At 72.0% G+C, this 25,475-nt stretch carries 23 protein-coding genes and 1 pseudogene; 11 read left to right on the forward strand and 13 right to left on the reverse strand.

The window, feature by feature from the left end:
* Nucleotides 1–166 precede the first annotated feature (166 nt).
* The gene (locus tag BMY97_RS32090) at nucleotides 167–550 is read left to right on the forward strand and encodes a hypothetical protein (RefSeq protein WP_091624357.1); all 384 of its coding nucleotides are present in this window, start codon (nucleotides 167–169) and stop codon (nucleotides 548–550) included.
* Nucleotides 551–586: 36 nt separating this feature from the next.
* Nucleotides 587–1,885, forward strand: coding sequence for a histidine--tRNA ligase (gene hisS / locus BMY97_RS32095; RefSeq protein WP_091624179.1), 1,299 nt, complete (start codon nucleotides 587–589; stop codon nucleotides 1,883–1,885).
* Here the strand turns inward: hisS and BMY97_RS32100 are convergent.
* The 8 genes from BMY97_RS32100 to BMY97_RS32135 form a co-directional block, all read right to left on the reverse strand.
* Entirely contained in the window at nucleotides 1,882–2,610 is a 729-nt protein-coding gene (locus BMY97_RS32100; RefSeq protein WP_091624181.1) for an alpha/beta fold hydrolase, read from the reverse strand. The two genes, hisS and BMY97_RS32100, sit on opposite strands and share 4 nt — an antisense overlap.
* On the reverse strand, nucleotides 2,607–4,271 hold the full coding sequence (locus BMY97_RS32105) for an FAD-binding dehydrogenase (RefSeq protein ID WP_091624184.1): 1,665 nt from the start codon (nucleotides 4,269–4,271) through the stop codon (nucleotides 2,607–2,609). The genes BMY97_RS32100 and BMY97_RS32105 overlap by 4 nt, the downstream gene beginning before the upstream one ends.
* Before the next feature lies 1 nt (nucleotide 4,272).
* Nucleotides 4,273–4,890 (reverse strand): TetR/AcrR family transcriptional regulator, encoded by a 618-nt coding sequence (locus tag BMY97_RS32110; RefSeq protein ID WP_091624186.1) that lies wholly within the window; start codon nucleotides 4,888–4,890, stop codon nucleotides 4,273–4,275.
* 68 nt (nucleotides 4,891–4,958) lie between these two features.
* Nucleotides 4,959–6,104 carry an amidohydrolase family protein gene (locus tag BMY97_RS32115; protein WP_091624190.1) on the reverse strand — a complete coding sequence of 382 codons (1,146 nt, stop codon included), beginning with the start codon at nucleotides 6,102–6,104 and terminating at the stop codon, nucleotides 4,959–4,961.
* A gap of 4 nt (nucleotides 6,105–6,108) precedes the next feature.
* Nucleotides 6,109–7,203 carry an MAB_1171c family putative transporter gene (locus tag BMY97_RS32120; protein ID WP_245787607.1) on the reverse strand — a complete coding sequence of 365 codons (1,095 nt, stop codon included), beginning with the start codon at nucleotides 7,201–7,203 and terminating at the stop codon, nucleotides 6,109–6,111.
* 11 nt (nucleotides 7,204–7,214) lie between these two features.
* Nucleotides 7,215–7,736, reverse strand: a complete 522-nt coding sequence (locus BMY97_RS32125) for a hypothetical protein (protein ID WP_091624193.1) — start codon at nucleotides 7,734–7,736, stop codon at nucleotides 7,215–7,217.
* Nucleotides 7,733–8,140 (reverse strand): transcriptional regulator, encoded by a 408-nt coding sequence (locus BMY97_RS32130; protein ID WP_091624196.1) that lies wholly within the window; start codon nucleotides 8,138–8,140, stop codon nucleotides 7,733–7,735. The genes BMY97_RS32125 and BMY97_RS32130 overlap by 4 nt, the downstream gene beginning before the upstream one ends.
* Before the next feature lie 353 nt (nucleotides 8,141–8,493).
* Nucleotides 8,494–8,946 (reverse strand): flavodoxin family protein, encoded by a 453-nt coding sequence (locus BMY97_RS32135; RefSeq protein WP_091624363.1) that lies wholly within the window; start codon nucleotides 8,944–8,946, stop codon nucleotides 8,494–8,496.
* A gap of 51 nt (nucleotides 8,947–8,997) precedes the next feature.
* On the opposite strand from BMY97_RS32135, the gene BMY97_RS32140 reads away from it, so the two are divergent.
* Nucleotides 8,998–9,339 (forward strand): hypothetical protein, encoded by a 342-nt coding sequence (locus tag BMY97_RS32140; RefSeq protein ID WP_091624199.1) that lies wholly within the window; start codon nucleotides 8,998–9,000, stop codon nucleotides 9,337–9,339.
* On the opposite strand, the gene BMY97_RS32145 is transcribed toward BMY97_RS32140, so the two are convergent.
* Nucleotides 9,320–10,951: a phospho-sugar mutase gene (locus BMY97_RS32145; protein WP_091624202.1), complete on the reverse strand. Its 1,632-nt coding sequence runs from the start codon at nucleotides 10,949–10,951 to the stop codon at nucleotides 9,320–9,322. The two genes, BMY97_RS32140 and BMY97_RS32145, sit on opposite strands and share 20 nt — an antisense overlap.
* A gap of 102 nt (nucleotides 10,952–11,053) precedes the next feature.
* Here BMY97_RS32145 and BMY97_RS32150 point away from each other — a divergent pair, with 102 nt between their 5' ends.
* Both BMY97_RS32150 and BMY97_RS32155 read left to right on the forward strand, forming a co-directional pair.
* Complete coding sequence (locus BMY97_RS32150; protein ID WP_091624205.1) at nucleotides 11,054–12,202, forward strand: glycosyltransferase; 1,149 nt, start codon at nucleotides 11,054–11,056, stop codon at nucleotides 12,200–12,202.
* A gap of 7 nt (nucleotides 12,203–12,209) precedes the next feature.
* A complete protein-coding gene (locus BMY97_RS32155) occupies nucleotides 12,210–12,719 on the forward strand; it encodes a GNAT family N-acetyltransferase (RefSeq protein ID WP_091624208.1) in 510 nt (169 codons plus the stop codon).
* A gap of 43 nt (nucleotides 12,720–12,762) precedes the next feature.
* Here the strand turns inward: BMY97_RS32155 and BMY97_RS46315 are convergent, their stop codons facing one another.
* From BMY97_RS46315 to BMY97_RS32165, 3 genes and pseudogenes are all read right to left on the reverse strand, one after another.
* Nucleotides 12,763–13,548 carry a purine-nucleoside phosphorylase gene (locus tag BMY97_RS46315; protein WP_143086349.1) on the reverse strand — a complete coding sequence of 262 codons (786 nt, stop codon included), beginning with the start codon at nucleotides 13,546–13,548 and terminating at the stop codon, nucleotides 12,763–12,765.
* Nucleotides 13,549–13,662: 114 nt separating this feature from the next.
* Nucleotides 13,663–13,974, reverse strand: a pseudogene (locus tag BMY97_RS48740) (ABA4-like family protein); the annotation flags it as partial.
* Nucleotides 13,971–14,930, reverse strand: coding sequence for a hypothetical protein (locus BMY97_RS32165; RefSeq protein ID WP_091624214.1), 960 nt, complete (start codon nucleotides 14,928–14,930; stop codon nucleotides 13,971–13,973). The gene BMY97_RS32165 and the pseudogene BMY97_RS48740, both read right to left, overlap by 4 nt.
* Before the next feature lie 104 nt (nucleotides 14,931–15,034).
* Here BMY97_RS32165 and BMY97_RS32170 point away from each other — a divergent pair, with 104 nt between their 5' ends.
* Nucleotides 15,035–15,673: a MerR family transcriptional regulator gene (locus BMY97_RS32170; protein ID WP_218156926.1), complete on the forward strand. Its 639-nt coding sequence runs from the start codon at nucleotides 15,035–15,037 to the stop codon at nucleotides 15,671–15,673.
* Here BMY97_RS32170 and BMY97_RS32175 read toward each other — a convergent pair.
* Complete coding sequence (locus BMY97_RS32175; protein WP_245787609.1) at nucleotides 15,670–17,568, reverse strand: serine/threonine-protein kinase; 1,899 nt, start codon at nucleotides 17,566–17,568, stop codon at nucleotides 15,670–15,672. The two genes, BMY97_RS32170 and BMY97_RS32175, sit on opposite strands and share 4 nt — an antisense overlap.
* Nucleotides 17,569–17,759: 191 nt before the next feature.
* Between BMY97_RS32175 and BMY97_RS32180 the strand changes: the two genes are divergently transcribed.
* The 5 genes from BMY97_RS32180 (at nucleotide 17,760) to BMY97_RS32200 (ending at nucleotide 24,777) form a co-directional block, all read left to right on the forward strand.
* Nucleotides 17,760–19,628 carry a methylmalonyl-CoA mutase family protein gene (locus BMY97_RS32180; protein WP_177231637.1) on the forward strand — a complete coding sequence of 623 codons (1,869 nt, stop codon included), beginning with the start codon at nucleotides 17,760–17,762 and terminating at the stop codon, nucleotides 19,626–19,628.
* Entirely contained in the window at nucleotides 19,625–21,796 is a 2,172-nt protein-coding gene (scpA, locus tag BMY97_RS32185; RefSeq protein WP_091624220.1) for a methylmalonyl-CoA mutase, read from the forward strand. Before BMY97_RS32180 ends, scpA begins: the two co-directional genes overlap by 4 nt.
* 3 nt (nucleotides 21,797–21,799) lie before the next feature.
* Nucleotides 21,800–22,795, forward strand: a complete 996-nt coding sequence (meaB, locus tag BMY97_RS32190) for a methylmalonyl Co-A mutase-associated GTPase MeaB (protein WP_091624222.1) — start codon at nucleotides 21,800–21,802, stop codon at nucleotides 22,793–22,795.
* Between the two features lie 151 nt (nucleotides 22,796–22,946).
* Nucleotides 22,947–23,282 (forward strand): hypothetical protein, encoded by a 336-nt coding sequence (locus tag BMY97_RS32195; RefSeq protein ID WP_091624225.1) that lies wholly within the window; start codon nucleotides 22,947–22,949, stop codon nucleotides 23,280–23,282.
* 193 nt (nucleotides 23,283–23,475) lie between these two features.
* The gene (locus BMY97_RS32200; RefSeq protein ID WP_091624227.1) at nucleotides 23,476–24,777 is read left to right on the forward strand and encodes an amidohydrolase; all 1,302 of its coding nucleotides are present in this window, start codon (nucleotides 23,476–23,478) and stop codon (nucleotides 24,775–24,777) included.
* Nucleotides 24,778–25,475 lie beyond the last annotated feature (698 nt).

A 25,475-nucleotide genomic window follows, 5' to 3' on the forward strand; every position in this document is an offset into this window, starting at 1 on the left:
AAGACGGCTGCAACACGCGGGCTCGCGCCGGGGCGGCTTCGGGACCCCGGGTCGCTCCGAGCTGTCCGCCAACCACTCGATGCAGTCCGGCCGAGGTTTCGTGACAGTGTTTCAAAACAGTGTTATGGTTGCGGCGCCCGACCTGGAGCAGCCGAAGGAGAGCACCATGCACGGCCCTGTCCAGTTGTTCACCGTGATCGCCCTGGTCTCGTTGCCGACCGTGATGTACGGCGGGTACGCGCTGATGGGGGTGCTCCGGCGCGGGGACCTCACCGAGGCCCAGCGCGGGATGTTCCGCGCCGGCCACGCGCACGCCGGGGTGCTGCTGGTGCTGGTGCTCGCGGCGTTGCAGGTGCTGGACCGCGGCGGGCTCGGCGACTCCGCGCGGTGGGTGGTCTGCCTGCTGCTGCTGTTCGGGGTGCTGGCGCAGTCCGGCGGGTTTTTCCTGGCCATGCTGAAAAGCCGCGTCGGAATGCGGGTGACCACGGCCGGGGCGGTGCTGCTGGGGGCCTCGATGCTGATCACGGCGTACGGCGTCGCGTTCCCCTGAGGAAAGAGTTCGCGCCCGGTCGTTAAGCTTGGTGACGTGCCTGAATACCTGTCGACCGCGCCTGTCAAGGGGACCCGAGACTTCCTCCCCGCCGAAATGTCCGTCCGCACGCAGGTGTTCGGCCATCTCTACGAGGTGCTGGAGAGCTACGGCTTCCTGCGCTACGACGGCCCGATCCTGGAGCAGGCCGAGGTCTACGAGCGGAAGTCCGGCCAGGAGATCGCCGACCAGCAGCTGTACACGCTGACCACGCGGGGCGGCGAGCGGCTGGCGCTGCGCCCGGAGATGACGCCGTCGGTGGCGCGGATGATCGCGGGCAACGCGAAGTCGCTCTCGTTCCCGGTGCGCTGGTACAGCCACCCGAACTGCCACCGTTACGAGCGCCCGCAGCGCGGCCGCGTCCGTGAGCACTGGCAGATCAACGCGGACATCTTCGGCTCGGACAGCGCGAACTGCGAGATCGAGATGTTCGAGCTGATCCACGACCTGATGGGTGCGCTCGGCGCGTCGCCGGACACGTTCGCGGTGCGCGTGAACGACCGGAACCTGCTCTCGTCGGCGCTCACCGACGTCGTCGGCGTCACCGCCGAGCAGCTGCCGCAGGTGTTCGCGCTGGTGGACCGCTGGGAGAAGACGGCGGCGGACGACCTCGCCGCGAGCGCCGCGGAGATCGGGCTCGCGGACAAGCAGTTCGAGAAGCTGACCGAGACGCTCGCCGCGGGACCGGCGCTGCTCGACGAGCTGCCCGCCGAGGTCAAGGAGAACTCGAACCTGGTGAAGGTGCTCTCCAGCAGCGCCGCGAGCCTGGTGCGCTTCGAGCCGATGATCGTGCGCGGGCTGGCCTACTACACGTCCACCGTGTTCGAGGTCTTCGACACCTCGCCGCAGAACCGCCGCGCCCTCTTCGGCGGCGGCCGGTACAGCGACCTCGCCTCGCTGTTCACCAAGGAGCAGATCACCGGCATCGGCTTCGGCATGGGCGACGTGACGCTGATGGACTTCCTCGCCACGCACGGCCTCACGCCGTCGCCGCGCAGCGAGGTCGACGTGGTGGTGATCCCGGTGGACGAGCAGCTGGCCGATGCGGCGCGTGAGGTCGCGACGTCGCTGCGGCGCGCGGGCCTGCGCACGTCCACCCCGCTGGAGCTGCGCAAGCTGGGCAAGGAACTGACCCGCGCCGACAAGGCCGGGGCGGCCGCCGTGGTCATCGTCGGCCAGGAGGACTGGGCGGCGGGCACCGTGACCGTCCGGGGCCTGGCCACGCGGGAACAGCAGCAGGTCGCGCTGGCGGAGGTGCCGGGCGTGGTTTCCGCGTTGCTGGCCCCTACGGCCTAACCGTCCGCGAGCAGCTTCCTGAGCAATAGCGCAACTTCGGCCGGTCGGGCGCCGGCCACGGAATGGCCGGCGCCCGCCACCACCTCCACTCGCGCACCCACCGCCGCGTAACGGGCCGCGGTTTTCGCGCAGTCGTACAAGGTGTCGCGGGCACCGAGGATCACCAGCGCGGGCAGGCCCAGCTCGCGCAGCTGGACGTCCAACGGCCGGGCCGCGAGCGCGTGCCGCCGGTCGACCAGCACGGTCCGGTCCATCGCCGGACTGGTCGCGGCGAAGTCGGCGCCGAACCGCCGCACCCACGGGAGGGACGCGAGCAGCCGCAGCGGGCCACCAACCCACGGGAGAAGCCCGTGGCCCGGCGGGAACGTCGCGTAGCTGTAGTCCGGCGCCTGCCCGATCACCACGACCCGCTCGACCAGGCCCGTCTGCTCGGCCAGCGCGAGCACCACGTCGGCGCCGAAGGAGTGCCCGACGGCCGTGACCGCCGAACAACCGAGTTCCTTCAGCGCCCGCGCCAGCGCTGAGGCCTGGGAGAACGCGTCGAGGCCGGCGTGCCCGCCCGTCGAGCCGTGCCCGCGCAGGTCGACGCGCACCACGCGGTAGTCGTCGGCGAGCAGCGGGACGAGCCGGTCGTACGAGCGCACTGAGCCGCAGAACCCGTGTACCAGCAACACAACCGGCGCGTCCGGAGGCCCGTCTTCCCGGACGTGCAGCGGCGCCGTCATCCCACGGCTCGCGCCATCGCCCGGCCCGCGGCGCGGCCGGAGAAGATGCAGCCGCCCAGGAACGTGCCCTCCAGCGCGTTGTACCCGTGGACGCCACCGCCGCCGAAGCCCGCGACCTCACCCGCGGCGTACAGGCCGGGGAACGGCGAGCCGTCGTCGCGCACCGCTTGGGAGTCCAAAGTGGTCTGGACGCCGCCGAGGGTCTTGCGGGTCAGGATGTTCAGCCGGACGGCGATCAACGGCCCGTGCGCGGGGTCGAGGAAACGGTGCGGCTTGACCACCCGCGCCACCCGGTCGCCGATGAACCGGCGCGCGTTCGCGACGGCCATCAGCTGCAGGTCCTTCGAGTACGGGTTCCCGACCTCCAGGTCACGGGCGACGATCTGGCGCGCCAGCTCCGCGGCGTCGATCCGCGGCCCGCGCGAGAGCTTGTTCATCCCCTCGACCAGCGTGGGAACGTCTTGTGCGACAACGAAGTCCACGCCGTGCTGCTTGAACGCGTCGACCGGGCCCGGCGCGCCGCCGCTTGCGCGCGCGACCAGCGTCTGCCTGAGGTCCTTGCCGGTGATGTCCGGGTTCTGCTCGGAGCCCGAGAGCATGAACTCCTTCTCCAGGATCGTCTGCGTCAGCACGAACCACGAGTAGTCGTGGCCGGTGGCGAGGATCGTCTTGAGCGAGCCGTTGGTGTCGAAGCCGGGGAAGTTCGGCGCGGGCAGGCGTTGCCCGGTGGCGTCGAACCAGAGCGAGGACGGGCCGGGGATGATCCGGATCGCGTGGTCCGGCCAGATCGGGTCCCAGTTGTGGATGCCCTCGGTGTAGTGCCACATCCGGTCGCGGTTCACCACGTTCGCGCCGGCCGTCTCGGTGATCGCGATCATGCGACCGTCCACATGGGCCGGCACGCCGGGGATCATCGTGGTGGGCACCGGGCCCAGCCGCTCGACCGGCCAGTTGCGCCGGACCAGCTCGTGGTTGTGGCCGATGCCGCCGGAGCTGACCAGCACCGCCTTCGCCCGCAGCTCGAACTCGCCGGCCTTTTCGCGTGACGACTTGTGGCCGCGCTCCTCCTCGGAGGGCACCAGCACGGTGCCGCGGACGCCGACCGCCGCGCCGTCCTCGACGACCAGCTCGTCCACCTGGTGCCGGAACGCGAACCGGACCAGCCCGCGCCGCTCGCCGTCGAGCACCGGCTCGGCGAACACCCGCACCACCTCGGGTCCGGTGCCCCAGGTCAGGTGAAACCGCGGCACGGAGTTGCCGTGCCCGCCCGCCGCGCCGCCGCCGCGCTCGGCCCAGCCGACCATCGGCGTCACGCGCAGGCCCAGGTCACGCAGGTACTGGCGCTTCTCGGTGGCGGCGAAGCGCACGTACGCCTCGGCCCACTTCCGCGCCCAGTGGTCCTCGTCCTCGCGGTCGAAGCCCGCGGAATCGAGCCAGTCGCGCAACGCGAGTTCGTAGGAGTCCTTCACGCCGAGCCGGCGCTGCTCGGGGCTGTCGACGAACATCAGCCCGCCCAGCGACCAGAACGCCTGGCCGCCGAGGTTGGCGCGGTTCTCCTGGTCCAGCACGAGCACCCGGCGGCCCGCCTTGACCAGCTCGTGCGTCGCGACGAGCCCGGCGAGGCCCGCCCCGACCACGATGACGTCCGGTTCGAAGGTCATTTCACGCTCCTCGGCTTTCGGCGCTGTAGGCCGTCACGACGTGCACGGCGAGTTCGGTGCGGCGCTGCCACACCACGGGGTCCCCGGGTTCCATCAGGCACTGCACGGTGGTGCCGTCGTGCACCGCGATCAGGGCCTGGCCCAGCGCGGCGCGGTCGGGCACGGTGCGTCCGATCCGGGTGAGCAGGCCTTCGAGGAACGGCATCAGCGCCTCGGCGATCGAGTCCTCACGTGCCGTCATCCTCCGCCGCAGGCCGGGGTTGCGCAGGGCGTGCGCGGTGAACTCGGCGCTGACGCGGTACCAGGCGTCGTCCACGGGGATGGCCGGCAGCAGCAGCTCGACGGCCGAGCGCACGTCGGTGACCTCGCCCGCGCCCGCTTCGTCGAACGCCGCGCGCAGCCCGTCGATCATCGTCGCGGACCGCTGTTCCCACATGGCCAGGAACAGCTCGTCCAGCGAGGCGAAGTTCGAGTAGAACGCGCCGCGGGTGTAGCCCGCGCGCTCGCAGACTTGCTCCACAGTGGACCGTCCGAAGCCCTCTTCGGCGAACACTTCGAGGGCGGCGTCCAGCAGCCGTCGCCGGGTCTCGGTCCGGCGCCGGGGCACGCGAGTGGTCATGAGTGAGCCCCTTTCGATGCACCAACGTACTCAATACACCGGCGTATCGAAAGGGTTTGTGACGTGGCTCAGACGACGCGGCCCTCGGCCATGACCAGCAGCGGGTGCCGCAGGGCGTCGAGTTCGGCGAGGGGATCGCCGTCGACGACCAGCACGTCCGCGGCCAGCCCGGGCTCCAGGCGGCCGGTGACGCCGGCCAGGCCGAGGCCCTTGGCGCTGTCTTCCGTCGAGATCTCCAGGATCCGGCGGCGCGAGAAGCCGAGCCATTCGTACAGCTCCAGCGCGCCGACCGGGTCGTCGAAGACCGAGCCGGGCAGGCCCGCGTCGGTGCCCGCGATCAGGCGGACGCCGTGCTCTTCGAGCCAGGGCAGCCGGCCGTAGACGATGGCGGCCCGTTCTTCGCCCATCCGCTCGGCCATCATCCGCCAGTTCCGGCTGCTGGTGGAGCAGGCGGAGATGTCCGCCGCGGCCATCCGCCGGGCGACGTCCGGGCGCAGGTCCGTCTGTCCCGGGCCGGTCATGAAGGTGCAGTGCTCGATCGTCGCGACGCCCGCGTTCGTGCAGTCCTCGATCGCGTCCGCGCCATGGGCGTGCGCGGCCACCGGCAGGCCGTGCCGGGCCGCCTGCTCGACGATCACCCGCAAGGCGGCGGCGTCGAACTGCGACTCCCACATGTCCGCGCCGCCCTCGGTGATCTGGCCGCCGCTGGCCATCACCTTGATCACGTCGGCGCCCGCCGCGGCGTTGGCGTCGACCAGCGCGCGGATCTCGCTGTCCCCGGACACCGCGCCGCCGAAGAAGTGGCAGTGACCCTCCGGCACGGTCAGCGGCGGGCCGGACGCCAGCAGCCGCGGTCCGGCGCCGGGCTTCGAAACGGTGCGGCCGCCCAGGTCCCGGACCGTCGTGACCCCGCTGCGGACGAGCTGCTCCAGCCGGTCCCGCGCGCCGTCGGCCAGGGTTGGCTCGTCCGCGGCCAGGAAGTTCGGCAGCATCTCGCGGCTGGCGTCGAACGACAGGTGGACGTGGACGTTGAACAGCCCGGCGAGCACCGTCGCGCCGGGGAAGTCGCGGGTCACCGGGTCCAGCGCCAGCGGTGCCACCTCGTCACGGCGGCCCACGGCGACGATCTCGCCGTCCCGGACCAGCACCGCGCCGTGCTCCAGCGGGGTGTTCGGCCGGGGCAGCACCCGGTCCGCGGTGATCAGCGTGTCCACGGTCTCAATCGTCCTTTCCTGATACGGCCGCCGAAAGCGCCAGCAGCGGCCGGACGTCCGACTCCAGGTCGCTCGCGCCGCCGGGCAGGACCAGCTTCGCGCGGCCGTCGTTCGCCTCGCCCGCCGCGTGCCGGTCGAGCGCCCGCCGCAGCGCTTTCGCCGCCGCAGCCGGGTCTTCGGCCGTCAGTGCGGCGAAGTCGGTGTCGAGGTACGGGCTGAGCTGCACGAGCCCGTCGCGGATCTCGATCACGCGCCGGTAGTAGCGGCGGTGCACGGCGAGCCGGTCGCGCACCCCGCCCGGCGGGGTGCGCAGCACGATGGTCGGGTAGGCCGTCGCCAGCAATGTCCACAGTGGAGCGAGGCGTTCGAGGTCGTCGCGGCGGCGACGGCGGTGGCCGAGCGCCGAGAACCGCGCGCGGACGCCGGGGTAGCTGATCCCGGCCAGGAACAGGACACTGCCGAGGATCACGAACGGCACGCCGAGCAACAGCAGCGTGGGCACCGCCGGCCCGAACGCCCAGGCGACCACGATGTACAGCGCGCGGAACGTGCTGCCGATCGACGCCGATGCCAGGCCCGCCGCGGCCAGCCGCAGGCCGGTGCGCAGATGCCGGTCGGCCGTGCGCTGGTATCGGGCGATCCACCAGACGCACGCCGTGATCGCGTAGATCAGGTACAGCCCGGCGCCGAGGTAGAACAGCGCGATGCCGGAGACGTGCACGTTGGCCGGGCTCAGCGCTGCGCCCCGCAGCGGCACCGGCGTCACGGCCGTCGCCACGAACATCAGCACGACGGCGGCCGCGAGCGGCACCAGCTCCAGTAAGACCCGGCGCACGTGACCCGCACCGAGCGCGGAGCCGTGGAAGAAGATCAAGAGCGCGCAGGCGGCGCACGCCAGCAGCACGTTGTTCGCCAGCCGCGAGCCGCCGGGGGCGGTCAGCGCGTCGAACCAGTCCGAGATCCCCTTCTGCTGGAACAGGAACGCCGCGGTGAAGGCGGCGATGGTGGCCGTGACGGCCCAGTTCGGCAGCCGCGGCGAGCGCACCAGCTGGTACACCCGCCAGCCGAGCGCGAGGACGAAGAGCAGGAGAGCGAGCAAAGACGCGGAATTCACAGCCAGCCTTGGTGGTCGCCGAGCACGCCCTGGATCCGGCGCAGGTCGTGGTCGGCCGCGCGGCGCGGGATCGTGTAGTTCAGCACCGAGGCCCACTCCAGGATGATCGTGGCGACCGTCTCGGCCTCCCACTCGTGGGCCTCGTCGTAGGAGGTGCGGCGCAGGGCGCGGTGCACGGCGTCGTCCTCGAGGCCGGTGGCCGGGCCGCGCAGGAAGTCGGCCGGCTCGGCGTCGCCGCCCGGCTCGTGCTCGGCCAGCAGGTGGCCCAGCTCGTGCAGGATGATGTGGTCCTGGTGGGCCTTGGTGGTCTCCTGCTGGAAGAAGATGTAGTCGGCGGAACCGGTCGCGATCCAGCAGCCGAACGGGCCGGGCACCTCCAGCGGGTACGGCATGAGCCGGATCGGCCGCGCCCGGCTCACCCCGAGCCGCTCGCACAGCTGGACGACATCCAGCGGCGGGCTGATGTCGAGGTCGTTGAGCAGCCGTCGGCAACGCCTGCGCAGTTCGCGTTCCTTCACGTGCCTCCCGGGCCTTCCCGCTCCGCCTTCTCGTAGCGCTCCACCAGGTCCAGCAACGCCATCACCTGACGGCGGCCCTGCGGCGAAAGCTCCTGCGCGCGCATGGCCATGACCTTCACTTCGACGTCGGCGCCACCGGTCCCGGTTCCCCGTTCGGCCTCGTCTTCGAAGAAGTAGGTCACCGGCACGGCGAACAGCTTCGCGAGTGCCTCGACGTAGTGGATTTTCGGGTTGACCCGCTTGCCCGTGGCCAGTTGCTGCAAGTACGCGGGCGACATCGCGGGACCGCCGGCCCGCTCGATCGCCGCCGACATCTCCCGATAGCTGTGCGGCGCGTGGCCGTCGGCGCGGGCGGAATCGATCAAAGTGCTCAGTTTCTCCGCGAAGGTGCGCTGCGCTGGCATTGCCCGCCCCCTTCTCCCTCAGTGACCGGATAGTAGCTGCGCATCCACTGTACGCACCTGTTGACAGGTCTTGTATGCAGTGGTTTACAGTGGCCGCGTCCCGCTCCGGAGGTCCGCACTCTGGGGGTGTCCGGAACCCGGAGCGGGATCTTGTCCTGCCGCCTGGCTCGTCATGATCGGCCTGTCTGTAGTACGCTTGGCTGGGTCAAGGTCGATCGCCTCGTTGCGAACCCTTGATTTGGCCTGTTGCCGGAGGTCGACCCCCAGGGCTTCCGGTGACAGGCCCCTTACTTTTCCAGGGCTTTTCCGGTAGTCGGCTTTGTTTCCGCTCAAATGAGCATTTCCGCATCCGTTCAGGACATCAGTGTCGCCGCCAATGTGCCGCCCAATTCCTGAAGTGCTTCCAGCTCCGTTTTGCCCGGTTCGCCCGTCACGAGCACCGGTTCCGCCACCTGTTCCCAGCCCAGGCCGGTGGTGATGGCGCCGAGCTGGCGGACCGTGCCCGCGGTGTCGTTGTTGCCGTGCACGTACGCGCCGAACGGCCGCCCGCGCGTGGCGTCGAGGCAGGGGTAGTAGACGGTGTCGAAAAAATGCTTCAGCGCACCGCTCATGCTGCCGAGGTTCGCCGGGGTGCCGAGCAGGTAGCCGTCGGCGGCGAGCACGTCGGCGACGGTCGCGCCGAGCGCGGGACGGCGGACGACGTCGACCCCCTCGATGTCCGGGTGCTTGGCGCCGGCGAGCACGGCCTCGAACATCGCCTGCATCGACGGCGAAGGCGTGTGGTGCACGATCAACAACGTGGCCATGGCCAGAGCCTGCCACTTGTGCGGGCGCCCGCGCGCGGGCAAGCTGCGCAGATGATGGGGGAGATCCGCCGTCCGCGCCTCGACGTCCTCGTGCTCGGCCTGCTGGCCCTGGCCGGCCTGGTGGGCGCGCTGCTCATGGTGGTGGAGGCGTTCCTGGCCGCGCTGTCCCGGCCCTTCGAGAACTGGACGGGCGAGCTGAGCGGGCAGTGGCCGTGGCTGCTGCCGGTGCTGGTCGGGCTGGCCGGCGCGTTCCTGCTGCGGCGACGGGGATTCGCCGCCGCCTTCGCTGTGCTGCTGGTGATCGACCTGGCCGGCCTGTTCGGCCCGGGGCTGCTGGAGCCGGACCCCGAGCCGCCCTGGAACCCGGTGCCGGTCAGCTCAGCAGTGCGTTGATGTCCGCCCGGACCGCGGCGAGGCGGGCGGCCGCGGTCTCCCGCGCCGCGGCGAGGCCGTCGGTCACCGGCTGCACCGACTGGAGGTAGGCCTTGAGCTTCGGCTCGGTGCCCGACGGCCGGATCACCACGCGCAGGCCCTCGCCGCGCAGGCGCAGCACGTCGGCGTCCGGCAGCAGGTCCTCCAGCGTCACCGGGACGCCGCCGAGTGCGGACGGCGGCTGCGCGCGCAGCCCGGCCATCAGCTTGCCGCGCACGGCGAGATCGGTGACCCGCAAGGAAACCTGGTCGGTGAGGTGGACGCCGTGGCGGACGGCGATCTCGTCGAGCACGTCCAGCGGGCTCCGGCCCTCGGCCTTGAGCGAGGCGGCCAGCCCGGCGGCGACCACCGCCGCGGCGATGCCGTCCTTGTCCCGCACGAAACCGGGGTTCACGCAGAGCCCGAGCGCCTCCTCGTAGGCGAAGACCAGTCCCTCGCCCGCGCGCACCAGCCACTTGAAGCCGGTCAGCGTCTCGGCATACCGGGCGCCGGCGGCCTTCGCCAGCTCGCCGAGCAGTGAGGACGACACGATGGTGGTGGCCACCAGCGGGTCCGTACTGTCCGTTGTGGACAGAAGGTGCGAGCCGAGCAGCACGCCCGTCTCGTCGCCGCGGAGCATGCGCCAGCCGCCCTCGCGGTCGCGGACGCCGAGGGCGCAGCGGTCGGCGTCCGGGTCGAGGGCCACCGCGAGGTCGGCGTCCACTTCGGACGCCAGCGCCAGCAGCAGGTCGGTGGCGCCGGGCTCCTCCGGGTTGGGGAAGGAGACCGTGGGGAAGTCCGCGTCGGGCTCGGACTGGGCGGCGACCAGGTGGACGTCGGTGAACCCGGCCCCGGCCAGCGCCGCGCGGACCGTCTCCGCGCCGACGCCGTGCAGCGCGGTCGCGGCGATCCGGATCTCCCGCGCCGAGCCGTGCGGCAGGGCGGCGACTTCCGCGAGGTACGCGGCGCGCGGGTCGACGACCTCGGCGCCGGGCGCGCGCGGCACGCTCACCGCGGCCGGCACGGCGTGGATCGCGCGCTCGATCTCCCCGTCCGACGGCGGCACGATCTGGCCGCCGGTGCCGTCGTAGAGCTTGTACCCGTTGTCCGCGGGCGGGTTGTGCGAAGCGGTGATCTGGATGCCGGCCACCGCGCCGTAGTGCTTCACGGAGTACGCGAGCAGCGGCGTCGGCAACGGTTCAGGCAGTGTCTTCACGGCGAAACCGGCGGCGGTGAGCACCTCGGCGGCGGCCGTGGCGAAGGCCTCCGAGCCGTGCCGCGCGTCGCGGCCGATCACCACGACGCCACCGGCGTGGCCGTGCGCGGCCAGCCAGTCGGCGACTCCCGCGGTGGTGCGCGTGACCACCGCGACGTTCATGCCGTTCGGCCCCGCGCGCACCGGCCCGCGCAGGCCGGCGGTGCCGAACTCCAGCGGGCCCGCCATCCGGTCGGCGAGTTCTTCGGCCGCACCGGGCTCCTGGCCCAGCGCGCAGGCGAGGATCCGCTGCAGCTCGTCACTCGTCGCGTGATCGGGGTCGTCGGCGATCCAGCGGTAGGCGGCGTCGCGCAGCTCGGTGGTGAGGTTCTTCGGCACCGCGCCAGCCTACGACCCCTTCGCGGCGGACGTCCGGTTGATCCGGGCCGGGGTGGGTTAATCCCGGGCCACGGCGGGCCGGAAGCCGCTACTGTCGGGACAGTGCGATTGCTCTTCACCGCCCTCGGGGCTCATGGCCACCTCTACCCGTTGATGCCGCTCGCGGTCGCCGCGCGCGAAGCCGGGCATCAGGTCGTCTTCGCGACGGCCGACGATTTCCGTGCCACGCTTGAGAAAGCGGGCCTCGAACCGGCCAAGGCGGGCCTGACGATCGGGGAGGCCTTCGCCTCTCAGTTCCCCGGCTTCACCCCCGGCCTGGCCCGCCGCGAGCTGCCGCCGCAGGAGCTGGCCGCGACGATCGGCAGGGTCTTCGGCCGGGTGATGCCGGAGCAGTTCGCCACCGACCTCCGGGCCCTGTTCGAGCAGCACCGGCCGGACCTCGTCGTCTACGAAGTCGGCAACCCCGGCGGGCTGTTCGCGGCGAAGTCCGCCGGAATTCCGGCAGTAGGCCACGGATTCGGCCGGGTTTCGAGCGATGGCTTGATGGCCGAGATCGACCGCTCGGTGCGGGAGTACGCCGGCGAGCTGGGCATCACCGAGGAGGGCCCCGCGTGGGGGACTCCGTTCGTCGACATCTGCCCGCCTTCGGCGCAGTCGCCCGAATTCCTCGCGAGCGCCCACCGCGTTCCGCTGCGCCCGGTCGGCTGGAGCGACTCGGGTGACCTGCCGGACGGTGTCACGGACCGCTCGCGCCCGCTCGTCTACCTCACGCTCGGCACCAGCCCGATGAGCCAGGCGGGCGTCCTGGCCGCGGCGATCACCGGACTGTCCGGCCTCAACGCCGACGTGCTGGTGGCGACCGGCCCGTCGCTGGACCCCGCCGCTCTGGGCGAGGTGCCGCCGAACGTCCGGCTGGAGGCCTGGGTGCCGCAGTCGGCGCTGCTGCCGCACGTCGACCTGGTGGTCCACCACGGCGGCAGCGGCACCACGCTGGGCGCCTTCTCCGCCGGCGCGCCGCAGCTCGTGCTCCCGCAGGGCGCGGACCAGTTCGCGAACGCCGAAATGGTGCTGGCCTCCGGCGTCGGCGCCCGCCTCCTCGGCGAGGAGGCGACCGCCGAGTCCGTCCACGAGACCGCCGTCCGCCTGCTCGGCGATTCGACCGTGGCGGACGCAGTTCGTGGACTGGCTGCCGAGGTCGCGGCCATGCCGTCACCGGCGGAGGTCGCGGCGCAACTGCCGCAGTACATCTGACGACGTGATGGCGCCGAGCGCCGAACCAGCGGTACGGAAGGCCGACCACGACGACGTGGCCGCGGTCTGCCGATTCGGCGAGTCGCACATCCGGCCGCACTACGGCCCGCTGATCGGCGCGGCCGCGGCGGATGCGCAGGTCCGCCGGTGGTGGAACGAGACGCAGATCGAAACGGCCGTGGCCGGGGTCCTGCTGGTCGTCGCCGACGTCGGCGGGCAGCTCGTCGGCGTCGGGCAGCGCGGTCGCCGCGGGGCTGATCACGTGGTCTACAAGCTGTACACCGACCCCCGGCATCGGGGCCGCGGGCTGGGTCGACAGCTGCTCGACGCCCTCACCAGGCAACTGCCTGCCGACGCCGAACGGCAATACGTCGAACACTTCGCGGCCAACGAGCGCGCGGGCGCGTTCTACGAGCGCGAGGGCTTCGCCGTGGCGCGGATCGAGCCGAGCCCCACCGGCAACCCCGCGCTCGGGGTGGTGTGGCGCGTCCGTCCGCTGCCCGCAGAAGACTCGTGAGTGTTTGTGCCGGTTAGAACCGGCACAAACACTCACGAGCGGTTCAGGCGCGGGTGACCAGTTCCCGCAGCAGGGAGCCCATCCGGGTGGCGGCGTTGCGGCCCGCCTCCAGGACCTCTTCGTGGTTCAGCGGCTCGCCCGTCATGCCGGCGGCGAGGTTGGTCACCAGGGAGAGGCCGAAGACTTCGACGCCGGCGGCGCGGGCCGCGATGGCTTCCAGGACGGTGGACATGCCGACCAGGTCCGCGCCCATCGTGCGCAGCATCCGGATCTCCGCCGGGGTCTCGAAATGCGGGCCCACCAGGCCGGCGTAGACGCCTTCCTCCAGTGAGCCGTCGATCTCCTTCGCCAGGCCGCGCAGCCGGGCGGAGTAGAGGTCGGTGAGGTCGACGAAGTTCGCGCCCGCGATCGGCGAGCGGGCGGTCAGGTTGAGGTGGTCGGAGATCAGCACGGGCTGGCCGACGCGGAAGCCCTCGCGCAGGCCGCCGGCCGCGTTGGTGAGCAGCACCGTGCGGGCGCCGGCCGCGGCGGCCGTGCGCACGTTGTGCACCACCGGGTCGATGCCCTTGCCCTCGTAGAAGTGCGTGCGCCCCAGCAGCACCAGCGCGCGCTTCCCGCCGACGTCGAGCGAGCGCACCGTGCCGCCGTGCCCGACGGCTCCGGGAGTGGTGAAACCGGGCAGCTCGCCGAACGGGATCTCCGCCTCGGCCGGGCCGATCACGTCGGCGGCCGGGCGCCAGCCCGAGCCCAGCACCACGGCGATGTCGTGCTTCTCGACGCCGGTGCGCTCGGCGATGACGGCGGCGGCCGCCTCCTCGTGGTTACTCATGCCGCCGAGCGTATCCGGGCACTCCGGACGGCCAGGAACACGACCAGCCCGAACGGGGACGCCGAAGATCGTCAGCACCAGCACCGGGCTCAGCACCCACCACGGCACACCGTGCGCACGCGCCTCGAAGAACATCCAGCGGCCGAGGAACAGGTCGAACGCGATCAGCTGCGCCCACAGCAGCGCGGCCCCGTACGACGAGCCCGCAAACGCTTGCAGTACCCCGAGATCCGGTCGGCTGACCGCGGTCCACAGCTCGCCGAAGTGGGACAGCGCGAGCACGAAGTAGCAGGCCAACGGCAGCAGCGGCACCCACGGCGACGCCAGCACCCGCCGCGTCCACCGCCAGCCCGGCAGGAAGATCATCAGCGCCCAGAACGGCACGGCGATCGGGAACGTCCAAGCGAAGTCCGTCAGATCCGTCATCGGGCCAGCTCCCGGACCGGGCGGGACACCGCGACCAGGCCGCCGAGCACCACCGCGCCGACCAGCAGCGCGAGCGCCGTGAGCGTCGCGCCGCCCGGGTGGACCAGCGATTCGCCGCGCTCGGCCTGCCAGGCGACCAGTGCGACCAGCCCCGCGTACCCCGCCGAGCCGACCCACACCAGCCGCGTGCGGACGGCGCTCTCCCGCAGCTGCGGCAGGCGCGTCGCGAGCAGCCCGAGCCCGAGGGCGAGCAGCGGCAACGCCTGCAGCGCGTGCATCCCGATGAAGTGCGGGATCCGCAGGTCGCCGCCGGTGGTGCTCCAGCCCAGCAGCGGCAGCCCCGGTCCGCCGTCGGGGATGCCGACGCTGTGCGCCCCGATCAGGTCGGACATCCCGGTGGCCTTCAGCGAAGCGCTCTGCTGCGGCGTCGGACCCACCATCAGCGCGCCGAGCCCGGCCCCGATCAGCGAAACGACCGCGCCGGTCCGCACGGCCCAGTACGTCGCGCGGTCTTCGATCCGGCTGAACATCAGCAGGACGGTGAGCACCAGCGTGGCGACCCAGAGCGCGGCGACCATCACCCCCATCACCTGGAACAGGGCGGCGTCGAACGGCGTCGCGTTGTTGAAGTGGCTCGCGCGGCCGCGGACCGCCTGGAACACGATCAGCACGTACTCGCCCCCGAACAGCGCGAGGGCGACGTCGGTGGCGATCCCGGCGCCGCGGCGGAAGCGCGGCAGCAGCGAGACGAGCCAGCTCCAGGTGAAGAAGTACAGGGCGCCGGAGATGGCGAACTTGAACGGCTTGGCCCAAACCGGGGCGCCCAGCAGCGTCCGCTGGTCGAGCAGCAGCAACGCGACGCAGCCGACGGCGATGACCGCCAGCGCGCCCGCGAAAAGGGCAGACGGCCGGTGCCAAGTGCTCGTTCTGCCGCGGTGATCGGTCAGGATGGTCATAGTTGATCCTCCCAGTATGGATAGTGAAGCTCTCCGTTATGGGAAGCTAAACTATCCATCCTGAGAAGTCTTCAGGGTTGTCCCTGAGATCGGAGTCGTGTCCCGTGCGGATGGCGGAACTGAGTGCGGCGTCGGGCATGCCGGTGGCCACGGTGAAGTACTACCTGCGCGAAGGCCTGTTGCAGCCCGGCGAGCGGACCAGCCCCAACCAGGCCCGCTACGGCGAGGAGCACGTCCAGCGGCTCAAGCTGATCCGGGCCCTGCTGGACGTCGGCGGGCTGTCGGTCGCCACGGTCGGCGAGGTCCTCGCCGCGGTCGATTCGCACGCTCCGACGCACGAGGTGCTGGGCCTGGCCCAGCGCGCCCTGGTCGGCTCGGCGAAGGACGTCGACGAGGAGCCCCGGGCCTGGGCGCTGGGCGTGGTGACGGACCTGGCCACCCGCCACGGCTGGAAGGCCGAGCCGGAGAGCCCGACGGTCGCCGCCCTGGTCCTCACCCTCTGCACCATCCGCGACCTGGCCCAGGCCCACGACGGCCTGCTCGCCCGCCTGGACGACTACGCCACCCTCGCCGACCGCATCGCGGAGGTGGACCTGGACACCGTGACCTCGCTGCCGTCACTGGACGGCATCGTCGAAGCCACCGTGATCGGCACTGTGCTGGGCGATCGGCTCTTCTTCGCCCTGCGCCGCCTGGCCCAGAGCGCGGAATCAGGCCGCCGCTTCGTTCCTCAGGAGGGCTAGGAGGACGACAGCGTCAGGGTCGGCTCTATCTGCCCGAACGTGTTGACCGCGGTGTCTTCCTGCTCTGAAGGCGCGGTCAGCGACAGCACCCACAGGTTGTTCCCGGCCTGCCGCAACGACGCGAACGTCACGCGAGTGACCGGGGTCGGCTCCTGCTGCCGGCCGGACGTGGCTTTCTCGACGTTGCGGTAGGTCAGGTCCACGCCGTCGGCCGTGGCGGTGGGCTCCTTGGCGATGGTGAACGAGTCCGGGCTGTAGGTCAGCGGCAGGTTCTTGACGTAGTCGTTGATCTCGTGCGACGCGAAGTAGCGGGGGAAGCGCTCCAGCCGCAGCGACTGCCGGCCGTCCGGCGAGACGTACTGGACGACGGTCGAGGGCCCCAGCTGGCTGGTGCGCCCGGCGACGAACCGCTTCCAGCCGTCCGGCACCGACACCGTGTACAGGCTGTCCGGCGTCGGGTTCGCGGTGTCGCTCGCGTCGCCCTTCTGGGGCGCCAGCTTCAGCGGCGCCTGCGGCTGAGTGCTCACCGGGGGGCTCTGGGTGCCGGCGGGGACGCCCTCCGGCGGCAGCAGCGACTGCCCGCTGACCACGCGGGCCAGCGCGAACCCGCCGCCGCCGGCGACCAGGAACAGCACCACCGCGGCCAGCACCAGCACCACGGACGCCGCGACCCCGCGACGGGCGGGCCCGGACGGTGCCGGAACGGCGGCCGGAGGCTGGGCCGCGGTGCCGGAAGCCCCCGGACCGTACGCCCCGCCGCCGGACGCCCCGGGGCCGTAAACCCCGGGTGATCCGGTGCCGGGCGCCCCGAGGCCGGACAGCGCCGCGCCGAGCGACGCCATGCCGGATGTCCCGGAGCCGGGCCCGGAACCGGATGACCCGGCGCCGAACGACCCGGAGGCGCCGGACGACCCGCGCAGGAACGGCAGCGGCCCGGGGTCCGCGGCCAGCTCGGCGCTGGCCGCGGCCTTCGGCTCCGCTTCGGCGTCCGGCGTGACGGTCTTGATCACCTGCGTGTCGGTGGCGTCGAGGTGCGCCGAGGTCTTCTTCCCGTCCGGCGTGCGGAACAGCTCCGGCCCGAACAGGTCCAGCGCCGTCTTGCCCTGCAACGGGTACAGCCGGTGGCGCACCTCGCGCAGCGAGATCCGCTTCTCCGGCTCCTTTTTCATCAGCGCGCCGATGACGGCGGCCAGCGGCCCGGGGTTCGGCTTGGGCACCTTGCCGTTGACGACCTTGCCGACCGTCTCCAGCGGGTCGCCGTCCGCGTCGTACGGCGGGGCGCCCTGCGCGGCGGCGAACAGCGTGGCGCCGAGGCCCCACAGATCCGCGTTCGGCGTGACCGCGCCGCCTGAGGCGACCTCGGGCGCGATGTACGCGGGGGAGCCGAGCATGATCCCAGTGCGCGTCATCGTCGCCTCGGAGACGTTGCGCGCGATGCCGAAGTCGGTGAGCTTGATCCGCCCGTCGCCCGCCACCAGCACGTTGCCCGGCTTCACGTCGCGGTGCGTGATGCCCGCCGCGTGCGCCGCCTCCAGCGCGGCGGCGACCGCGATGCCGACGGCGGCCGCCTGCTCCACGTTCAACGGGCCGTGGTCGCGCAGGATGTGCGCCAGGCTGCGCGAGGGCAGCAGCTCCATGACCACGAACGGCTCGTTGTTGTCGCGGGCCACGTCGTGCAGGATGATCACGTTCGGGTGAGAGAGCACCGCGATGGCGCGCGCCTCGCGCAGGGTCCGCTCGCGCAGCTCGTCGGCCTGCGCCGCGGGCACGCCCGGCGGCAGCTTCATCTCCTTGACCGCGACCGGCCGGTGCAGGAACTCGTCGTAGGCGGACCAGACGGTGCCCATGGAGCCGGCCCCGAGCACCGACCGCAGGCGGTACCGGCCGGCGACCACTCGCGAGGTCTCGCGGGAAGGGGATTCGCTCGAGGACGACACCCCCTGATTGTGTCGTAAGGCACCGACAGTCTTCGACTCAGTGGGGGTGTCCAGCCCTTCCGGCCCAAATCCGGGGTACCCCTGGATACTCCCGGCAGGCGACTAGAGTCACAGGTGCCGGGACTGGCGTGCCTCTACCATCACTGGGTATGACGAACGTGGCTGGCCCGGAGTCAGTGCCGACCGCCGAACCGGAGCTCGTCCTGGCCGCCGAATTCCCGGCCGCCGGGCGGGACCGGTGGCAGGAGCTGGTGGCCGGCGTCCTGCGCAAGAGCGGGCGCCTGCCGGAGGACTTCGACGGCGCGCCGGAGAGCAAGCTCGTCACCCGCACGTACGACGGCATCGAGATCCAGCCGCTCTACACCCGTGAAGACACCGTCGGCGAACTCGGTTTTCCCGGCCTGCCGCCGTTCGTCCGCGGGGCGAAGCCCGAAGGCGTCATCGGCACCGGTTGGGACGTCCGCGTCCGCCATGCCGGCGTCGATGCGAAGGCCGTCAACGCCGCCGTGCTGGCCGACCTCGAAGGCGGGGCCTCCTCCGTGTGGCTGCGCCTCGGCGATGGCGCCCTGCCGGTGACCGCGCTGGCCGACGCGCTGAACGAGGTCTACGTCGACCTCGCGCCCGTGGTACTGGACGCCGGTGCCGAGTACGAGGCCGCGGCGCAAGCGCTGCTGGACGTGTTCGCGGAGCGGGCGATCCCCGCCAGTGAGGCGGTCGGCACGCTGGGTGCGGACCCGATCGGCGTGACGGCGCGGACCGGCGAGGCCCAGCCCGTCGCCCCGGCGGCCGAGCTGGCCGCGCGCGTCGCCGCGAAGTACCCGAAGCTGCGCACGCTCGTCGCCGACGGCCTGCCGTTCCACGAAGCGGGCGGCTCCGACGCACAGGAGCTGGGCGCCACCATCGCTGTCGGCGTCGCGTACCTGCGCGCGCTCACCGAAGCGGGCCTGGGCGTCGACGCGGCCGCGGCACAGCTGGAGTTCCGGCTGGCCGCGACCGCCGACCAGTTCCTCACCATCGCCAAGCTCCGCGCCGCCCGGCGCCTGTGGGACCGCGTCCTCGAGGTCTCCGGGGCCGAGCCGGCCGCGCGCGGCATGCATCAGCACGCCGTGACCTCGCCCGCGATGCTGACCCAGCGCGACCCGTGGGTGAACATGCTGCGCACCACCGTCGCGTGTTTCGGCGCGGGGGTCGGCGGCGCGGACGCCGTCACGGTGCTGCCGTTCGACTCCGCGATCGGCCGGCCGGACGCGTTCTCCTCGCGGATCGCCCGCAACACCAACGCCGTGCTGCTGGAGGAGTCCCGGCTCGGCGGCGTGATCGACCCGGCGGGCGGCTCCTGGTACGTCGAGAAGCTGACCGACGACCTGGCGAACGCCGCGTGGGCCGAGTTCACCGCGATCGAGGCCGCGGGCGGGGCCGAGGCCGAGCTGGCTTCCGGCGCGCTGGCCGGACGGCTCGCCGCGACCTGGGAGAAGCGCGCCCAGCGCCTGGCCACCCGCCGCGACCCGATCACCGGCGTCAGCGAGTTCCCCAATCTGGCCGAGAAACCCGTGCAACGCGAGCCACTGGCTGTGTCTGATTTGGACAGTGGCCTGCCGAGCCACCGTTACGCCGAGGGCTTCGAGAAGCTGCGTGACGCGTCCGACGCGCACCTGGCCGCGCACCGCGAACGGCCGAAGGTCTTCCTCGCCACGCTCGGCCCGGTCGCCGCGCACACCACGCGCGCCGGGTTCGCCGCGAACCTGTTCGCCGCGGGCGGGATCGACGTGGTCAACCCGGGCGCGACCGACGACCTGCCCGGCGCGTTCGCCAAGAGCGGCGCGACGATCGCCTGCATTTGCGGCACCGACGGGGCGTACGAGGAGCAGGCCGCCGACGTCGCCGCGTCACTCGGCGCTGAATCCGTGCTGCTGGCCGGAAAAGGCCGTTACGACGGCGTGAGCGGAAACATCTTCGCCGGCTGCGACGCACTCGAAATCCTGACCGGCATCCACGCACAGCTGGGAGTGACGGCATGAGCATCCCGAATTTCGCCGACGTGCCGCTCGGCGCGCCCGAGCCGGCCGGCCGCGCCGCGTGGGCGCAGGCCGTGCAGGACGCCACCGGCAAGGGGCCGGACGCGCTGGCCTGGGAGACGCCTGAGGGCATCGGCGTGAAGCCGGTGTACACCGCCGACGATCTGTCCGATGTGGACTTCCTGGGCACGTACCCCGGCATCGCGCCCTATCTGCGCGGACCGTACCCGACGATGTACGTGAACCAGCCGTGGACCATCCGCCAGTACGCCGGGTTCTCCACCGCCGAGGAGTCGAACGCCTTCTACCGCCGCAATCTCGCGGCCGGGCAGAAGGGCCTTTCGGTCGCCTTCGACCTGGCCACCCACCGCGGTTACGACTCGGACCACCCGCGGGTCTCCGGCGACGTCGGCATGGCCGGCGTGGCGATCGACTCGATCTACGACATGCGCCAGCTGTTCGACGGCATCCCGCTGGACAAGATGTCCGTGTCGATGACCATGAACGGCGCCGTGCTGCCGGTGCTCGCGCTGTACGTCGTCGCGGCGGAGGAGCAGGGGGTGAAGCCGGAGCAGCTCGCGGGGACCATCCAGAACGACATCCTCAAGGAGTTCATGGTCCGCAACACCTACATCTACCCGCCCCAGCCGTCGATGCGGATCATCTCCGACATCTTCGCCTACACCTCGTCGCACATGCCGAAGTACAACTCCATCTCGATCTCCGGCTACCACATGCAGGAGGCCGGGGCGACCGCCGACCTGGAGCTGGCGTACACGCTCGCGGACGGCGTCGAGTACATCCGCGCGGGGGTGGAAGCCGGGCTGGACGTGGACAAGTTCGCGCCGCGGCTGTCGTTCTTCTGGGCGATCGGGATGAACTTCTTCATGGAGGTCGCGAAGCTGCGCGCGGCCCGGCTGCTGTGGGCGAAGCTGGTCAAGCAGTTCGACCCGAAATCGGCGAAGTCCTTGTCGTTGCGGACACATTCGCAGACGTCGGGCTGGTCGCTGACCGCGCAGGACGTCTACAACAACGTCACCCGCACCTGCGTCGAGGCGATGGCCGCGACGCAGGGGCACACACAGTCGTTGCACACCAACGCTCTTGACGAAGCGCTGGCGCTGCCCACCGACTTCTCCGCCCGCATCGCCCGCAACACGCAACTGTTGCTACAGCAGGAATCCGGCACCACCCGCGTGATCGACCCATGGGGCGGCAGCGCTTTCGTCGAGAAGCTGACCTACGACCTGGCGCGCAAGGCGTGGGGGCACATCACCGAGGTCGAGGGCGCGGGCGGCATGGCGCGCGCGATCGACGAGGGCATCCCGAAGCTGCGCATCGAGGAGGCGGCCGCACGTACCCAGGCGCGGATCGACTCCGGCCGCCAGCCCGTGATCGGCGTGAACAAGTACCAGGTCACCGGGGCCGAAGAGCAGATCGACGTGCTCAAGGTCGACAACGCGGGCGTGCGAACGCAGCAGCTGGAGAAGCTGCGGCGGCTGCGTGAGGAGCGCGATTCCCAGGCCACCGAGGACGCGTTGCGCCGGCTCACCGAGGGCGCGCAGAACGGCGGCAACCTGTTCGCCCTGGCCATCGACGCGGCCAGGGCCAAGGCCACCGTCGGCGAGATCTCCGACTCGCTGGAGAAGATCTGGGGCCGCCACTCCGGCCAGATCCGCACGATCTCCGGGGTGTACCGGGAAGAGGTGGGGAAGTCGGACAACGTCGAGAAGGCCCGTGAGCTGGTCGCGAAGTTCGCCGAAGGCGAGGGCCGCCGCCCGCGCATCCTGGTCGCGAAGATGGGCCAGGACGGGCACGACCGCGGCCAGAAGGTGATCGCCACCGGCTTCGCCGACATCGGCTTCGACGTCGACGTCGGCCCGCTGTTCTCCACCCCGGAGGAGGTCGCGCGGCAGGCTTCGGAGGCCGACGTGCACGTGATCGGCGTGTCTTCGCTCGCCGCCGGGCACCTTTCGCTGGTGCCCGCGCTGCGCCACGAGCTGGCCGAGCTGGGCCGCGAGGACATCATGGTCGTGGTCGGCGGCGTCATCCCGCCGCAGGACTACGACGAGCTGCGCGCGGCCGGCGCCGCGGCCATTTTCGGGCCGGGCACGGTGATCGCGGACGCCGCGATCGGCCTGCTCGAGCAGCTCGCCAAGCAGGAGTCCTGAGCCTTGCCGCGCAAGATCGACGTCGCCGCGTACGCGAAGGGCGTCCTCGCCGGTGACCGCGGAACGCTGTCCAAGGCGATCACGCTGGTCGAGTCCCAGCGTGCCGACCACCGGGCGCAGGCGCAGGAACTGCTCGTCGAGCTGCTGCCGCACGCCGGGGGCGCGCAGCGGGTCGGCATCACGGGCGTGCCCGGGGTCGGCAAGTCGACCTTCATCGACCAGCTGGGCACGGACCTGACCACGGCCGGGCACCGGGTCGCGGTGCTGGCCGTCGACCCGTCGTCCACCCGCACGGGCGGCTCGATCCTCGGCGACAAGACCCGCATGGCGCGGCTCGCGGTGGACGACCGGGCGTTCATCCGCCCTTCGCCGACGTCCGGCACGCTCGGCGGCGTCGCCAGGGCCACGCGCGAGACGATCGTGCTGATGGAGGCCGCGGGCTTCGACGTGGTGCTGGTGGAGACCGTCGGGGTCGGACAGTCCGAAGTGGCCGTGGCCAACATGGTCGACTGCTTCCTGTTCCTCACCTTGGCCCGCACCGGCGACCAGCTGCAGGGCATCAAGAAGGGCGTGCTGGAGCTGGCCGACGTCATCGCCGTCAACAAGGCGGACGGGCCGCACGAGAAAGACGCGAAACGGGCGGCGCGGGAGCTTTCGGGCGCGCTGCGGATGATCTACGGACGGGACGCGCCGTGGACGCCGCCCGTGCTGACCTGCAGCGCGCTCGAGGCGACCGGCCTCGACCAGGTGTGGGGCGAGATCGGCAGGCACCGCGACCAGCTCACGGAGTCCGGCGAGCTGGCGGCCCGCCGCCGTCAGCAGCAGGTCGACTGGACCTGGTCGATGGTCCGCGAGCAGCTGCTCGACCGCCTGACCTCGCACCCCGGCGTGAAGGCGCTGGTCGGCGACCTGGAACGCGCGGTGCGGGCGGGCGAGCTGACGGCCACGCTGGCCGCCGGCCGGATCCTGGACGCCTTTGCCACGCCGGCCGGCGATTGAATCGCCCGGCCCGGCGGCGGACGGCGAACGACCGCCCGGCGGCGCCCGGCGGTCGGCGACGGGGGCCGAGCGGGGAGTCTCCACCGCGTGGCGGCTGACGGAGGGGCCGTTCGGCGGGCACAATGCCCTTCAGTGCCGTAGAAGGGGAGTCATGGCGAAGGTGCGTGGTCTGCTGCTGGTGGGGCTGCTGGGTGTGCTGTTGCTTTGTGCGCCGCCCGCGCAGGCCATGGTGGTCGTGCCGGCCGGGGCCGCGACGGTGCCGGCCCAGGCCGCGGCGAGCGGGGAATCGCTGCTCATCGCGCCGCGGCAGGTGCAGCCGGGGCCGGTGATCGACCCGGCGCAGACCGACGCCGCGAACGCCGCCAAGACCCGGAACAAGCTGATCGCGGGCGGGGTCGCGGTGGTGCTGCTGGCGATCGTCTTCTTCGGACGGCGGTCCCGCGCCAAGAAGCGCAAGAAGAGCAAGGACCAGGCCGCGGGCAAGTAGCGGTTTCCGTTCGCCCTGACCGAATTCCGGCAAGCCGTTCAACGCAGATCCGGTACCGGCCGTCTCGGATGCCCGCCGGCGGCGCGACTGTTGCCACCTGCATGGTGCACGATCGTCGGCAGATGCATAAGACTGCAACGATCGGCACGCTGCGTGACCCCTGGGCCACCCGTGTTGCGGGAGGAGGCGCGGCGTGACTGTGCTTGATTCACGACCGGACGTTCCAGGCGACCCCCAGGGTCCTATTGCCAACCCGAACGAGGTGCCCGCCGCGCTGATCACCGAAGCCGGGGTCAGCATGGCACCCGTGGAGGATTTCGGCGCGGGGCGCGGACCGTTCTGGCTGGACGACTGGCTGCGCGCCAACGCCACCGACGTGCTGGCCTGGCGCCGCCACATCCACGCCCACCCGGAGCTGTCGCGGCACGAGTTCGCGACCACCGAGCTGGTCGTTTCGCTGCTGCGCACGGTCGGGCTGAAGCCGTGGGTGCTGCCCGGCGGCACCGGCGTGGTGTGCGACATCGGCAAGGGCGAGCGCTGTGTGGCCCTGCGCGCGGACATGGACGCGCTGCCGCTCACCGAGGACACCGGCCTGCCGTTCGCCTCGACCACCGAAGGCGCCGCGCACATGTGCGGCCACGACGCGCACACGGCGATCCTGCTGGGCGCGGCCCGCGCGCTGGCCGGCGCCCCGGAGCTGCCCGGCCGCGTGCGGCTGATCTTCCAGGCCGCCGAGGAGGTCATGCCCGGCGGCGCGCTGGACATGGTCGCGGCCGGCGCACTCGACGGCGTCGAGCGGATCTACGGCCTGCACTGCGACCCGCGGCTGGAGGTCGGCAAGGTCGGCACCCGCGTGGGCGCGCTGACGTCCGCGGCGGACCTGATCGAGCTGCGCCTCACCTCGCCCGGCGGGCACACCTCGCGGCCGCACTTGACCGCTGACCTGGTGTACGCGCTCGGCACGGTCATCACCTCGCTGCCCTCGGTGCTTTCGCGCCGGGTCGACCCGCGCTCGGGCACCGTGCTGGTGTGGGGCGCGGTGCACGCCGGCCAGGCCGCCAACGCCGTGCCGCAGGACGGTGTCCTGCGGGGCACGCTGCGCACTGCGGATCACGAGGTGTGGAAGCAGCTGGAGCCGTTGGTCGCGGCCTCGGTGGAGTCGCTGCTGGCGCCCACCGGCGTCGGCTTCTCCCTGGACTACCGCCGCGGCGTCCCCCCGGTCGTCTCCGACCAGGAGTCGACGACGCTGATGCGCGCCGGCGTCGAGGCCGCCGTCGGCGAGCAGGGCCTGGCCGGCACGGAACAGTCCTCGGGCGGCGAGGACTTCGGCTGGTACCTCGAACACGTCCAGGGCGCCTTCGCCCGCCTCGGCGTCTGGCCGGGCGCCCCCGCTCCGCAGTCCGACATCCACCGCCCGACGTTCACCCTCGACGAGCGCGCCTTGCTGGTCGGGGTCCGGACCCTGGTGCACACGGCATTGGCCACACTGGCCTGACCTCGGGCCGCGGCCTGGTGCCTCAGCGGCAGTTCCGGCTCGCCGGGCGGGTGGAGCATCCGTCGATCAGGCTCCGGCCAGCGCGGCGCGGTGGCCGTTCGGTCATGGTGACGGTGGCGCGGCGGCCGTTCGGTCGGGGTGATGGCGGCGCGGCCGCTCGGCCAGGGTGACGACGGCCCGGCGGCCGGTCATGGTGATGGCGGCGCGGCGGTCGGTCGGTCGTGGTGACAGCGCCGCGGCCGTTCGGCCGGGTTGATGGCGGCGCGGCGATCGTCAGGGTGACGGCGGCGCGTCCGTTCGGCCAGGGTGACGATGGCGCGGCGGTCGGCCAGGGTGACGGCGGCGCGGCGGTCGGCCAGGGTGACGACGGCGCGGTGGTCGGCCAGGGTGACGACGGCGCGGTGGTCGGCCAGGGTGACGACGGCGCGGTGGCCGTTCGGTCAGGGCGGTGGCGCGGCGGTCGGTCGGCCATGGTGACAGCGGCCCGGGAACCGGATCAAGCAACTGGATCCGGCGCCCGTCCGGTTGCGAGCGCCCCCGATTCCGGCAGGTCACCAAGGGCCCTCAAGCCGTGGTCGAGCACTGTCCCCGACCTGCGCGGCCGTCGGCTGTCCACATATCTGTCCACAGCCCGCCGAACCATCCCGGCCCAGGTTGTCCACAGGCGACCCTCGGCTGTGGACAACTCCGGTAGGTGA

Origin of the sequence: Amycolatopsis saalfeldensis (genome assembly GCF_900110575.1) — a bacterium.
In the GTDB taxonomy this organism is placed as follows: Bacteria; Actinomycetota; Actinomycetes; order Mycobacteriales; family Pseudonocardiaceae; genus Amycolatopsis; species Amycolatopsis saalfeldensis.